This window comes from Flammeovirga pacifica (genome assembly GCF_000807855.2).
GTDB classification, from domain to species: domain Bacteria; phylum Bacteroidota; class Bacteroidia; order Cytophagales; family Flammeovirgaceae; genus Flammeovirga; species Flammeovirga pacifica.
Genome location: NZ_JRYR02000001.1, coordinates 3,601,746 through 3,614,297 on the forward strand (window position 1 = coordinate 3,601,746; position 12,552 = coordinate 3,614,297).

Here is a 12,552-nt window from a genome sequence, read left to right on the forward strand (position 1 = left end):
TTCTAGCTTCTAGCTTCTAGCTTCTAGCTTCTAGCTTCTAGCTTCTAGCTTCTAGCTTCTAGCTTCTAGCTTCTAGCTTCTAGCTTCTAGCTCGTATTTCCTTATTACCTATTAGTTATTACTTATCATTTACACCTCATAACTTATTCTTTCTAAAACCTTTTTCCATTCTCTAGAATTTAGTTTAAATTTCAGTATTAATAAAAAGGTCCTGAAATAATGATTTCACTTTTGAATTACTTTATTTTAGACCACTCACTGTAATAAATGAATACTGAAATTGAAAAAGATGAAAAAACTATTTTCTGTTCTATTAGCCTCTATTATTATTGTCTCATGTTCTTCTACTGAGAAAAAGGACGAGAACAAAAAAGAAGAATCAAAACCTTTAGTTGGTGAAGCATCACAATTACAAATACCAAAGGTAGCAGCGGGTAAAATTGATCGTATTGAGTCGTTTAAATCGGATTACATTGATGACCGTTTAGTAGATGTCTATCTACCTGAAGGGTATTCAGCTGATAAAAAATATGCCGTATTGTATATGCATGATGGTTTGATGTTGTTTGATTCAACAATTACATGGAATAAACAAGAATGGCAAGTTGATGAACACATCACTAAATTGTTAGGAGAAAATGATATCAAAGATGTTATTGTTGTAGCCGTACCGAATAATGGTAAATATCGTTCTTCAGAATACTTACCTCAAAAGTCAATTGAAACACTTGATGAAAAACTATATAAAAAGGTCTTAAAATATAGAATGGAGGGTAAGGCTCTCTCTGATAATTATCTGAAGTTCCTTACAAAAGAATTAAAACCATATATTGATAATAAATATCCAACAAAACCAGAGCGTGAAAATACATTTGTTATGGGATCAAGCATGGGTGGTTTAATATCTTTATATGCTATTTGTGAATATCCTGAAGTATTTGGAGGTGCAGCATGTTTATCAACACATTGGCCAATGATATTTCCTGATAAGTTTACTGAAAATGATTTAAAAAACGTTACTGATGGTATTATAGATTATACTGATACTCATTTACCAGATCCTAAAACGCATAAAATATATTTCGATTTTGGAACGGAAACGTTAGATGCAATGTATGAACCATATCAATTAAGAATAGATGAAGTAATGAAAAAGCATCATTTTGATAAATCGAATTGGTTGACTCAAAAATTTCCTGGTCAAAATCATTCTGAGAGGGCTTGGGACAGTAGATTAGATATTCCTCTAATATTTTTATTGGGTAAATAAATAAAAAAACGACCGATTTCTTAAAATAGAAATCGGTCGTTTTTTTATCTGGTGTTAAAGTCTAGTTTAATGTTACCACAAATTTATGTGGATCAGAAAAATCAGCTTCAACATTTTGTTTTACTGTGGTAGATAATTCATAACCTAAGAAGTTAGGAACAATAGGGAAAGTGTGGTATCCCCTGTCTACTAAAACAGCTACTTGTAACTTTTCGATTCTAATACCTAAAAAAGGTTTAATACTGTAAGCAAGAGTACGTCCAGTATTTAATACATCATCTACTAAAACAATTACTTTACCTTCCATTGTTTTAAGGTCTTTATCTACCTCAATAAACGTTTGGAGAGGGGCTGTTTTATCAATTGTAATCATAGTGATATCAGAAGGGATTTGGGCAATTTTGTCAAACTGATTTTTTAATAATTCAGTAAACTGATAACCTGATCCTTTAATACCAGCAAAAATGATTTCTTTCGCACCGAAGTTGTCTTCATAAACTTCAAAAGCGATGCGTCGTAATTTCTGAACGATTTGTTCGTGCGATAAGATGACGTTGGTTGTTAACGACATAATATTATTTTCTGATAAGTTTTTAAACTAATTCAAAATCAATTGATCTCTTTTCGATATTGGTTTCTTTGACAATCACTTTGATAGGATCACCTAATTGAAAAGTCTCTTTATTACGAGCTCCTTTTACAATCATTGCTTCACTATCAAAAATATATTGATCACCATGCATAGAACTGTATCTAATCAAACCTTCGCATCGAGTATCATTTAATTCTACAAACATACCCCAATCTGTTAAACCAGAAATAGTACCTTCCATCTCTTCACCTAAAAACTCAGACATGAATTCGACTTGTTTGTATTTAATGGATGCTCTTTCTGCATCAGCAGCTACTTTTTCTCTAGCAGACGAATGCTTACACTTATCTTCATATTCATTCTCATCAGCTGATTTTCCTTTATCTAGGTAATGCTGTAATAGTCGATGAACCAGCATATCTGGATATCTACGTATTGGAGAAGTAAAATGAGTATAATGAGCGAAACCAAGACCGTAGTGACCTTCAGGCGTTGTTGTATAAACTGCCTTAGCCATTGTACGGATAGCTTGTTGTTCTATGATGTTCTGCTCAGGTTTACCTTCCACTTCCTCTGTTAACTTATTAATAGTATGAGGAAGTTTCTTCATGCTTAAATTAAGGTCGTAACCAAATCTTTTAGCAAAAGTAGCAAATTGAGCTAATTTATCAGGATCTGGATCACCGTGTACACGATATACCATTGTACATGGTTTGCCATCTTGTTTTTTCCTAAAAATATTTTCAGCAACACGTTTATTTGCGAGAAGCATAAACTCCTCAATCATTTTATGAGCTTCTTTTCTAATCTTTGGAGTCAAGCCAGTAGGCTTTCCATCTTCATCAAGGTCAAACTTTAGTTCAACAGATTCAAAAGAGATCGCACCATCTTCAAAACGTTGTCGTCTTAATTTTTCAGCAATATCATTAAGGATATTAATTTCTTCTTGATATTCGCCGTCTTTCTGTTCAATTCTTTCCTGTGCTTCCTCGTAGGTAAATCGTCGATCAGAGTGAATAACAGTACGTCCAAACTGTTGTTTATAAACTTTACCGTCTTCATCCATTTCGAAAATAGCACCAAAAGCTAACCTATCTACGTTAGGATTTAAAGAACAAAGACCGTTACTTAATTTCTCCGGTAACATAGGTACAGTTCTATCTACTAAATAGACTGAAGTAGCTCTTTTTAAAGCTTCTTCTTCTAGTGCAGAACCCGGACGAACATAATGAGTAACATCGGCAATATGAACACCGATTTCGTAATGACCATTCTTCATTTTTCTGATAGAAAGGGCATCGTCAAAATCTTTGGCAGTTAGAGGGTCAATCGTAAATGTTGTACGGTTTCTAAAGTCTTTACGATTTTTGATTTCTTCTTCAGGAATTTCATCGGGAATATGGTTGGCCTCAGCTTCAACCTCCTTAGGAAATTCGAATGGTAAACCAAATTCAAACATAATAGAATGAATTTCGGTGTTGTTATCACCAGCCTTACCAAGCACTTTTATGATTTTACCTGTTGGCGATTTATCATTAGGTTTCCATTGGGTCATCTTCACAATCACCTTGTCACCATTTGTTGCCTCACCAATCTGATCTCTTGGGATAAAAAAGTCGAAAAACATTTTTCTATCCGAAGCAGCTACAAAAGCAAAACGATCTGAAACTTGTAGTTGACCTACATATTCATCTTTCTCTCGCTTAAGGATCTTAGTAATTTTCGCTTCAGTTCTATTCCTGTTACGATTAAAAAACGTAGTGAAAGCTACTTTGTCTCCATGAAGAGCTCTACTCATATTATTTACCATAATACGGATATCATCTTCTTCTTCCTCTCCTTCTTGTCTATCGACCACTAGAAAGGCAAATTTTGGATTGACAAAATCAACAGTAGCAGTACGTGTTTGAGAAAGTTCATTTTCTAAAGTGATGGACTGATACTTTTTACCTTTTATCTGAAGCTTACCTTCATCTGCCAATTGGGCAAGAATATATTTTAATTTATCCTTATCTGTTTGGCTTTTGATTTTAACCTCTTTATTGATTTGTCTTAAGCTAAAACTACTTTCAGGAGAAGAATTCAATAAATTGATGATGCTATCAATAGTATATTTATTTAAGCTACTTCTCTTTTGAGGTTTTCGCTTTCCTCGAGAATTTTCTTTTTTATTCTTTTTTTTGCCTTTTGTCATGTTTTTGATTTACATCTAGAAAAAGATGAGACAAGATTTGTTATATTAATAGAATGATGTTGACACAAACCCTGTTAACTCTGCTAAATTACGATAAAAACCTAGTATATTGACGATTATCCCTTTTATATGTTACGAACTTTATACATAAGTCTGCTTTTTTTATTCTTATTATCAAAAAGTACCGCTCAAACACCCAAAATGCTTTGGGAAAATGATGATGCTCTGAACATTGCCTCGGGAGTAATGGATGCTTATTACCATTGGAATTTTGAAAAGGCTGATAGCTTACTAGTACGTTTTGAAGTGATGATGCCTAATCATCCATCATTATTTCTACTAAAATCGTTAGGTATATATTGGGAGAACGCCCCTTTTGATTATCACAATGATGGGGCTGTAGATAAAATGTTTAAAGAGGCAGATTATTGTATATCCATATCTGAAAGTAGATTATCAAAAAATAAGAACGATAAGGAAGCTATTTACTTTATGTTATTGGCAAAAAGTATCAAAGCTAGAGCATATAACTTTAGAGGGGCAACATGGAAAGCAGTAAGTGAAGCAAAATCAGTTTATTCTTTGACTAGAAAAGGAATGGAAATGACAGAGGATTTACCTGAGTTTAATTTTTCTTCTGGTATTTATAATTACTATCGTGAGTACTACCCTGAGAAACATCCAATTTACAAGCCATTTTTAACTTTCTTCCCCTCAGGAAATAAGCTGTTAGGTATAGAGCAAATTACATTCACTAAGAATCATAGTATTTTTGCATCTGCTGAAGCACACAAATATTTAATGTGGATTTATACTCATACCAAAGATGACCTTTCTATTCTTTTGGCCAGAGATATGATTTCTAGGTATAACAAGAACGAATGGTTAATCTATGAATCTTTGTTGGTTCTTTCAGAATATGATATGTTATCTGATTCGGTGTTTAAGCTAGAATTAGATAAATTATCTAATTCAAAACACTCTTTTTTCGTTTTATCAGGAAAAATGCTCAATGGGATGAGGGATTATGAAAATCAAAAGTTTGAGCAAGCAAAAGAATTCCTTTTAGCTACTGAAAATAATCTCAGTAAAATATCAACAAGAAAAATTTATCTCGAACCTTATTTGTATTCATATTTAAAATCAATTTATGAATTAGAAGGGAATCAAAAATTGATGCAGAAATATCAAAAAAAGGCGAGTAGTACAGTCTATGGAGAAGCTATAATGCAAAGATTACAAGCTTCTCGTCAATAGTACTTTTATTCGAAAAGATCTTTTTGAGTAAATTTAAAAGGAAGTAAATCTGAAATAGAAGATAGCTCATAGATTTGATCTGTCCCTTTCATAATTACTCGAATATTTTCATCTTGTTTTACTTCATATTCTAACATTGCTTGACGACATGACCCACATGGCGAGATAGGTATGAATTCTTTTTCCTCTCCTTTTCTAGCAGCAATCGCAATAGTTTTTATCGTGGTATTCGGATATTTTGAACCTGCAAAATACATCGCAGTTCTTTCGGCACACATTCCAGAAGGGTAAGCAGCGTTCTCCTGATTATTTCCAATAATAATATCGTTATTTTCTAATCTTAATGCAGCTCCTACATTAAAATTTGAATAGGGAGCGTAAGAAGTGAAGGTTGCTTTTTCTGCAGCTTCGAGTAATTCTTGATCTTCCTTAGCTAAATCATTAAGCTCACCGTAGGTGATGATTTCTATATTTATATTTATTTTTTTAGGCATACTTCAGTTGTTTCATTAAACATTGAAGATACAAAAAAGCCTTTAGAAATAAATCTAAAGGCTTTTAAATAAAAATATCTTAACGTTATTATTTACCGCTTTTGCGTTTAACGTCTTTGATATCTTTACGAGTGTTATCTTCGTATGCTACAATCCAAGCATCTTTAACACCCATAGCTCTCATGTATTTTTTAAACTGATCAGCTTCACCGTAGTCACGGAAGTAAGCAATCGTATATTTTTTCAAGCCATCTTCGTCTTCCATCCAGAAATTTCCTTTTTCTTGGAATTTAGATAAATCTCTGTTTTTGAAAGCACCAATTTGTACTTTGTATACAACACCTTTGGTATAGTCATCACCAGAAGAAGAAACATTATTGTCCATTCTAGACTTCATCTTGTCTAACTGAGCTCTTAAGTCTGCAATTTCGTTATCTTTCTCCTTTAGTTGTTGGTCGAAAGTTTCTTTCTCTTGCTCCAATTTTGAAATTTCGGCTTTAAGACCTGAAGCTTGACCTCTAAGAGTGTTTAATTCTTGAGTCATATCACGGAATTTAAGAGGGTCAGTTTCTTTTAGTTTCTTTTTCCACTCTTTAATTTCTTTCTTTTCAGCCTTTTTGTCGTTGCCTTTACTTTTCTTTTTCTTTTGGGCGAAAGCATCATTTTCAACAGCAACAATGCTAAAAGCGAGTAATAGTAATATAAAAATCCTTTTCATGGTAAAATATGTTTTCTGAAATTGGAGTGATCATGTACGTAAATAACTGACTTTTTTCGAGTTTATTATTTCGACGTACAAAAAACATCAAAGTTTATACCATTATTTTACTCAAAAATTATTGAAGATTAAAAAAATCAATCATAAAGCTTTAAATTTACATCAAAATTTAATGTTTTAGGTGATAAGCCAAAAGAAGAAATAAATCTTAAATAATTAATCATGAAAGCTGTCATTCAGAGAGTAGGTAATGCTAAAGTAGAGATAGATAATAAAGTGAAAGGAGAAATAGAAGCAGGTTTACTTATTCTTCTAGGAGTGACTCATGACGATGATCAATCAGATATTGAGTGGTTGTCTAAGAAAATTTCAGGATTAAGAATTTTTTCTGATGAGGAGGGGAAAATGAATCGTTCTATCCTTGATATAGATGGAGATATATTGTTGATATCTCAATTTACTTTACATGCAAGTACTAAAAAAGGAAACCGACCTTCTTACATTAATTCTGCTTCTCCAGATATTGCAATTCCATTATATGAGCAAATGATTTCAGCTTTGGAATCAAATTTGGGTAAAAAAATACAAACAGGAGAATTTGGTGCAGACATGCAGGTGTCTTTATTGAACGATGGGCCTGTCACAATAATTATTGATACTAAAGACAAAAAGTAACTGATGCATCAACTCAGATTTCTTTATCTTCTACTTTGTCTAATTTGTGGGATTCAAGCAGTTGCACAAAATGATAAAAATTTTTATTCCCTACAGGATCAATGGAAAGTATATGATAAAAATTCATCTAGTTTCCTTCCTTACCTTGAGGATCAAAATCCTTTTGCAAAAAACTTTTACCTCCTTTTAAACAAAGATGAGCTATTTGGTTTAGGGATAGAATTTGTATTACCTGAAGGTTCTGCGGTCTTTATCAATAATCAATTACAAAAAGTTGCTGATATTGAAAATAAAACAATCTACTTTTCAAATCATTTGTTGTTAGAAAAAGTAGGTAAAGAAAAAGATATATTATTAGTAGTCAATACTGTTACTGGGAGGATGCCTGAGGCTTACTTAACCAATTTTCAGTATTCTTACAGGACTTTGACATCCGATAAAATTAAAAACTATGAGGAGGGGATAATTCTACCACGTTTTAACTCCCAGTACCGTAGTATGTTATTAATGTGGTCTGTTATTGTTTTTATTTTGGTAAGTATTTGTGCAAAAATCGGTGGTTTAAAAACTGGATTTGAGAGCATAATGAAAGCTTTTGAAGGAGTGACATTAGGGCGTTCGGATATAAATAAATTAAATACATTACAGCTACTCATGTTTTTAATGTGTTTTATTTTAGTGGGTAGTTTAGCCATGATGTTGTTTGGTTCCGGCGATATTTGGTTGTCGAAAGTGAATTCAGCTGAAACCAATAAAACGTATGCAGATTTTTTTAATAATATCACTTATATCATTATCTCAATTTTCCTTTTTGTTGTCTTTAGATTGATTATAATCTACGTTTTAGGAAATATTTTTGGGAATAAACAAGTTTCTTCAATTCATAGCATTGAATTTTATAAAATGACTTGGGTATATGTCTTATTTTATTTGTTTTTATGTGTATTATGGACGTTAAATCCTCTTTACCTTTCTTGGGATTTTATGCGATATTTTATAGGTATTGCCTTCTTTTTAAAGAGTTTTTTAGTGTATATCGCTGTATATAAACAAGTAAACCTTAGATTTAATTATTTATTTTCGTATTTTTGCGCGACGGAATTCTTACCATCGTTACTGGCGGTTAAGGTATTCATAGGTTGATTTCTAATAACTCACAAACAAGTCTTAGGACTTTTAAAAATATAAATCAGAAGCATGGCAAACGACATAGCAGGTAAAGTGGTGAAGAAAGCTGTAAAATCAATTTTGGTGTCTCAACCGGAGCCAGCCAATCAAAACTCTCCGTATCATAAATTAGGAGAGAAGTATGGTATTAAAATAGACTTTCGCCCATTCATTGAAGTAAAAGGTGTTACAGCTAAAGAATTTAGATCTCAAAAAATCAATATTTTGGATCATACTGCTGTTATTTTTACTTCTAGAAATGCCATTGATCATTTTTTCAGATTATGTAAAGAACTTAAAGTAGAAGTTCCTACTGATATGAAATATTTCTGTATTTCTGAACAAACAGCTAACTATCTACAAAAGTATATTGTAGTTAGAAAGAGAAAGTTGTTTACAGGATACAAAACAGCAAGAGATATGTTTGATTTATTTAAAAAACATAAATCAGAAAAATTCTTATTTCCTTGCTCAGATATTCGTAAAGAAGATATTCCTAATTTCATGACAGAATCGGGAATTGAAATGAATGAAGCTATCATTTATAGAACAGTTGCAGCAGATTTATCTGACTTAAGCGATATTTATTATGATATGATTGCTTTCTTCAGTCCTTCAGGAATTAAGTCTCTTTTGACTAACTTTCCAGAATTTGAACAAAAAGAAACAAGAATTGCAGCATTTGGCCCAACAACAGCAGCAGCTGTGAGAGAGGCTGGTTTCGATTTGAATGTTGAAGCACCACTTCCTAATGCACCATCAATGACAGGAGCCATTGAATTGTATATCAAGGAAGCGAATGACTTATAAATCATAAAAGCATAAAAAAGCACCACTTAATATTTAAGTGGTGCTTTTTTTTATATAAGATTTTAATGGATAGCTCATTTATTTTATTAAATTGTATAAAAGCAATTTTCTTCTGGTTTGTGATAAAGCTAGAGGAAAGAAAGTTACATAACTAAGCAGACCAAAATAATCTGTACTCTTCCCTTTTTTTCAAAAGGGTTTACTACCTCATCACTTAACCCTTAGTAATCTCTGATTTTATGCAGCTTAATAAAGTACTAATAAAAACTTTTGTCTTAGGACTTACACTTTTCTCTTTGAATATCTTTGGGCAGCAAGATCCTCAATTTACTCAGTATATGTTTTCCAAGCCGTTTCATAATCCAGCTGCGGTAGGTATGACATCCTCTGATGCTGAAGCTCTATTAATTCATAGAACACAATGGTTAGGTTATGAAGGGACATTTGATAATGATGGAACCTTGAATACTCAATTATTTTCAATTAATGCTCCAATTGCATCTAAAAGACTTGGCGTCGGGTTTCATGTAATCAATGATGATGTAGGGCTTATGAGTAATTTAGAAGCCCAAGTATCCGTGTCTTATTTTGTGCCCCTTAAAAAAGGAACTTTATCTTTTGGTGTTCGAGGAGGTGTATATGATCGGTCAATCAATAATGAAAGACTCAGGTTTGTAAATGATAATGATCCTTTCTTTACTCCAGGTTTGAACTTGAATTCTATTGTTCCGGATATTTCGGCTGGTATTTACTTTCAACATGAAAGATTATATGCTGGTTTAGCAGCAAAACATTTATTGCCTTCTGAATTTATCGGTGGAAATGAAAGTGTTTTTTCTGCATTACAAATGTCTTTCAATGGTATGTTTGGGATGTCTTTTGATGTTACTAACAAGATCTCTCTCGAACCTTCTGTTTTGGTTAAGTCTGATTTAAGTACTTTCACTTTTGATGCAAATTTAATAGCGAACCTAGAAGAATGGGTATATGTTGGAGCAGGAATGAGGGAAATAGAATCAATGAATATCTTAGCGGGAGTCCGTTTATTGAAGTCTAGAAAGCTTCATATAGGCTATGCATTTGATTATACTTTAAGAGATCAAGTAGCAAAGGCACCTACCTCACATGAAATATTACTTTCTTTTGGATTTAATTCTTTTGGTTCAAAAACCCCTTCTGCGATACGTACTCCTAGATATAGACATGATTAAGACATGATAATATTTATATATTTTTAATTTTTTTTTGAGAATTCTCCTTTTTGGAATCTTTTTTGTTTTGTTACCGGTATCTATGATCGAGTTAAACTTTATTAACTGTCAATCAGATCAAGATAGAAAACAATAAATCCAAGTAGGAGAATTTTTAGTATATGAAAAGCTTGTCATTAAAAAGGCTTACGGGAATGTTAAGCATTATGGCTGTCCTTACTCAGAGTTGCGGTGGAGGCGGCCCTTTCGGAGGCGGAGGTGATTCTGATCAAGGAGAACTTACTGGCTCATTAGACCGTCCTGAGTGGGATGCGCAAGTTATACCATTAGGTATGACGAACGTTCCTGGTGGTACTTTCCACATGGGACAGGCAGATGAAGACATCACTTATTCGATGATCAACATGAATAAACAAGTTACTATTAGTGGCTTCTTTATGGATGAAACTGAGATTACGAATAATGAGTATCGTCAATTTATAGAAGGAATGGAAGCGGAGTCTGATACCAGCGCGGATTGGACATTCGAACAAATTCAAGAAGAATTAAGACCAGATACAACGGTTTGGGAAAAAGATTTCTCATACCACATGGGTGAACCAATGCAAGATTATTATTATTCACATCCTGCATTTGATGAGTATCCAGTAGTAGGTGTTACAAGAAGAGCAGCAGTAGAATTCTGTTCTTGGAGAACAAGACACCTGAATAGCTACAGAATCGAACAAGGCCAAGCAGAGCTTCCAGCTTTCAGATTACCAACTGAAGCAGAATGGGAATATGCTGCAAGAGGTGGTCTTGATATGGCGAAATACCCATGGGGTGGTCCGTATGTAAGAAATGGTAAAGGTTGTGCATTGGCAAACTTTAAACCAGGTAGAGGTAACTATTACGATGATGGGTATTCTTACACATCACCAGTAGGTGCTTATTTCCCTAATGGTTTTGGTTTATATGATATGTCGGGTAATGTTGCAGAATGGTGCGATGACGCCTATAACCCAGCTGGCTATCCGATTGTTTGGGACTTAAACCCAACATACACAGATCCTAACGAGCCTAAAAAGATTGTAAGAGGTGGTTCTTGGAAAGATATCCCTTATTACATTCAAACAGGAACAAGATCATACGAGTTTGAAACACAAGCGAGATCATATATTGGTTTCCGTTGTGCAATGATCAACTTGGGTAGATCTTCAGGATTTGATTTTTAAGTAATTTATTAAATGTTTAGTTGCCAAAATTGGTTATCAACATTATCGTAACACATCAATTAGAAAATTTTTAAGCAGACAGAAATGAGCCATTTTCACGAAACGGGTAGACAGAAGTTCTACAGAGTATATGCTCCAATCTTAACAAACCTAGGAGCCGCAGTCGTAATTATTGGAGCCATGTTCAAAATTCTTCACCTTCCAAACGGTGGACCAATTCTAGCAGCAGGTCTGATTACAGAGGCATTTTTATTCTTCATTGGTGCATTTGCTCCAGCAGCTCCTCCAGAGAAGCATTATGATTGGGAATTAGTTTATCCAGAATTAACTAGTGGTGAAGCTGCAGCTCCTAAAAAAGTGAAGAAAGCTGATCCATCGAAAGAATTAGCTGCACTAGGTGCAATGGACAAATTATTAGCAGACGCAAAATTAACTCCAGAAGTATTCAAAAACTTTGGATCTGGTATGGAGAATTTGAATAAATCAGTAGGTCAAATGAAATCTGTAGCTAGCGTTGCAGGTGCTTCAGATGAATACTCAAGAAGCTTACAAGTAGCTACTAAATCTATGGGTGATTTGAACAAGTCGTTCTCTACTACAGTTACAGCAATGAAAACTATGGAAGGAACTGCTGCTGATTCGAAAGCTCACCAAGCTCAAGTTCAAGCTATCACTAAGAACTTAGGTGCGTTAAATGCAGTTTATGAAATGGAATTGAAAGATGCGAATAACCATCTTAAAACAATCAATAAATTCCATGGTAATTTAGCGAACGCTGTTCAAAGTATGGACGAAGCATCTAAAGAAGCTTCTAAGTTCAAAACGCAAATGTCTACATTGACAACAAACTTAACTCAGTTGAACAATGTTTATGGTAAAATGCTAACTGCTATGAAAGGCTAAATTAGTCTTTCAAAAGATGTCTAATTTTAACACAATAATCTAAAAAG

General features: G+C 33.4%; 12 protein-coding genes. 8 read left to right on the top strand and 4 right to left on the bottom strand.

What is annotated here, in order from left to right; all coding sequences use genetic code 11:
- Window positions 1-289 precede the first annotated feature (289 nt).
- Window positions 290-1,270 (top strand): alpha/beta hydrolase, encoded by a 981-nt coding sequence (locus tag NH26_RS14140; protein WP_084812275.1) that lies wholly within the window; start codon window positions 290-292, stop codon window positions 1,268-1,270.
- Between the two features lie 61 nt (window positions 1,271-1,331).
- Here the strand turns inward: NH26_RS14140 and NH26_RS14145 are convergent, their stop codons facing one another.
- The gene (locus NH26_RS14145; protein WP_044228496.1) at window positions 1,332-1,841 is read right to left on the bottom strand and encodes a phosphoribosyltransferase family protein; all 510 of its coding nucleotides are present in this window, start codon (window positions 1,839-1,841) and stop codon (window positions 1,332-1,334) included.
- Between the two features lie 22 nt (window positions 1,842-1,863).
- Entirely contained in the window at window positions 1,864-4,056 is a 2,193-nt protein-coding gene (gene rnr / locus NH26_RS14150) for a ribonuclease R (RefSeq protein WP_044228502.1), read from the bottom strand.
- 129 nt (window positions 4,057-4,185) lie between these two features.
- Between rnr and NH26_RS14155 the strand changes: the two genes are divergently transcribed.
- On the top strand, window positions 4,186-5,313 hold the full coding sequence (locus NH26_RS14155) for a hypothetical protein (RefSeq protein ID WP_139263071.1): 1,128 nt from the start codon (window positions 4,186-4,188) through the stop codon (window positions 5,311-5,313).
- A gap of 5 nt (window positions 5,314-5,318) precedes the next feature.
- Here the strand turns inward: NH26_RS14155 and cdd are convergent, their stop codons facing one another.
- Window positions 5,319-5,807 carry a cytidine deaminase gene (gene cdd, locus NH26_RS14160; protein WP_044228507.1) on the bottom strand — a complete coding sequence of 163 codons (489 nt, stop codon included), beginning with the start codon at window positions 5,805-5,807 and terminating at the stop codon, window positions 5,319-5,321.
- A gap of 88 nt (window positions 5,808-5,895) precedes the next feature.
- On the bottom strand, window positions 5,896-6,525 hold the full coding sequence (locus tag NH26_RS14165; RefSeq protein WP_052432282.1) for a hypothetical protein: 630 nt from the start codon (window positions 6,523-6,525) through the stop codon (window positions 5,896-5,898).
- 222 nt (window positions 6,526-6,747) lie between these two features.
- On the opposite strand from NH26_RS14165, the gene dtd reads away from it, so the two are divergent.
- The 6 genes from dtd to porL all read left to right on the top strand — a co-directional run bounded on the left by dtd (window position 6,748) and on the right by porL (window position 12,505).
- Window positions 6,748-7,200, top strand: coding sequence for a D-aminoacyl-tRNA deacylase (gene dtd / locus NH26_RS14170; protein WP_044228509.1), 453 nt, complete (start codon window positions 6,748-6,750; stop codon window positions 7,198-7,200).
- A gap of 3 nt (window positions 7,201-7,203) precedes the next feature.
- Window positions 7,204-8,343, top strand: a complete 1,140-nt coding sequence (locus tag NH26_RS14175; RefSeq protein ID WP_044228510.1) for a DUF4271 domain-containing protein — start codon at window positions 7,204-7,206, stop codon at window positions 8,341-8,343.
- Between the two features lie 54 nt (window positions 8,344-8,397).
- The gene (locus NH26_RS14180; RefSeq protein ID WP_044228511.1) at window positions 8,398-9,177 is read left to right on the top strand and encodes a uroporphyrinogen-III synthase; all 780 of its coding nucleotides are present in this window, start codon (window positions 8,398-8,400) and stop codon (window positions 9,175-9,177) included.
- Between the two features lie 239 nt (window positions 9,178-9,416).
- Complete coding sequence (locus NH26_RS14185; RefSeq protein WP_052432283.1) at window positions 9,417-10,388, top strand: PorP/SprF family type IX secretion system membrane protein; 972 nt, start codon at window positions 9,417-9,419, stop codon at window positions 10,386-10,388.
- A 161-nt stretch (window positions 10,389-10,549) separates the two neighbouring features.
- Window positions 10,550-11,602: a T9SS ring complex lipoprotein PorK/GldK gene (porK, locus tag NH26_RS14190; RefSeq protein ID WP_044228512.1), complete on the top strand. Its 1,053-nt coding sequence runs from the start codon at window positions 10,550-10,552 to the stop codon at window positions 11,600-11,602.
- An 84-nt stretch (window positions 11,603-11,686) separates the two neighbouring features.
- Window positions 11,687-12,505 carry a type IX secretion system motor protein PorL/GldL gene (porL, locus tag NH26_RS14195; protein ID WP_044228515.1) on the top strand — a complete coding sequence of 273 codons (819 nt, stop codon included), beginning with the start codon at window positions 11,687-11,689 and terminating at the stop codon, window positions 12,503-12,505.
- Window positions 12,506-12,552: the final 47 nt, after the last annotated feature.

What these genes read in the sequence shown, in the direction of transcription:
- NH26_RS14145 (WP_044228496.1), bottom strand. Translation starts at nt 1,841, where the DNA reads ATGTCGTTAACAACCAACGTCATCTTATCGCACGAACAAATCGTTCAG.
- NH26_RS14165 (WP_052432282.1), bottom strand. Translation starts at nt 6,525, where the DNA reads ATGAAAAGGATTTTTATATTACTATTACTCGCTTTTAGCATTGTTGCT.
- porL (WP_044228515.1), top strand. Translation starts at nt 11,687, where the DNA reads ATGAGCCATTTTCACGAAACGGGTAGACAGAAGTTCTACAGAGTATAT.
- NH26_RS14175 (WP_044228510.1), top strand. Translation starts at nt 7,204, where the DNA reads ATGCATCAACTCAGATTTCTTTATCTTCTACTTTGTCTAATTTGTGGG.
- NH26_RS14155 (WP_139263071.1), top strand. Translation starts at nt 4,186, where the DNA reads ATGTTACGAACTTTATACATAAGTCTGCTTTTTTTATTCTTATTATCA.
- NH26_RS14140 (WP_084812275.1), top strand. Translation starts at nt 290, where the DNA reads ATGAAAAAACTATTTTCTGTTCTATTAGCCTCTATTATTATTGTCTCA.
- cdd (WP_044228507.1), bottom strand. Translation starts at nt 5,807, where the DNA reads ATGCCTAAAAAAATAAATATAAATATAGAAATCATCACCTACGGTGAG.
- NH26_RS14180 (WP_044228511.1), top strand. Translation starts at nt 8,398, where the DNA reads ATGGCAAACGACATAGCAGGTAAAGTGGTGAAGAAAGCTGTAAAATCA.
- dtd (WP_044228509.1), top strand. Translation starts at nt 6,748, where the DNA reads ATGAAAGCTGTCATTCAGAGAGTAGGTAATGCTAAAGTAGAGATAGAT.
- rnr (WP_044228502.1), bottom strand. Translation starts at nt 4,056, where the DNA reads ATGACAAAAGGCAAAAAAAAGAATAAAAAAGAAAATTCTCGAGGAAAG.
- NH26_RS14185 (WP_052432283.1), top strand. Translation starts at nt 9,417, where the DNA reads ATGCAGCTTAATAAAGTACTAATAAAAACTTTTGTCTTAGGACTTACA.
- porK (WP_044228512.1), top strand. Translation starts at nt 10,550, where the DNA reads ATGAAAAGCTTGTCATTAAAAAGGCTTACGGGAATGTTAAGCATTATG.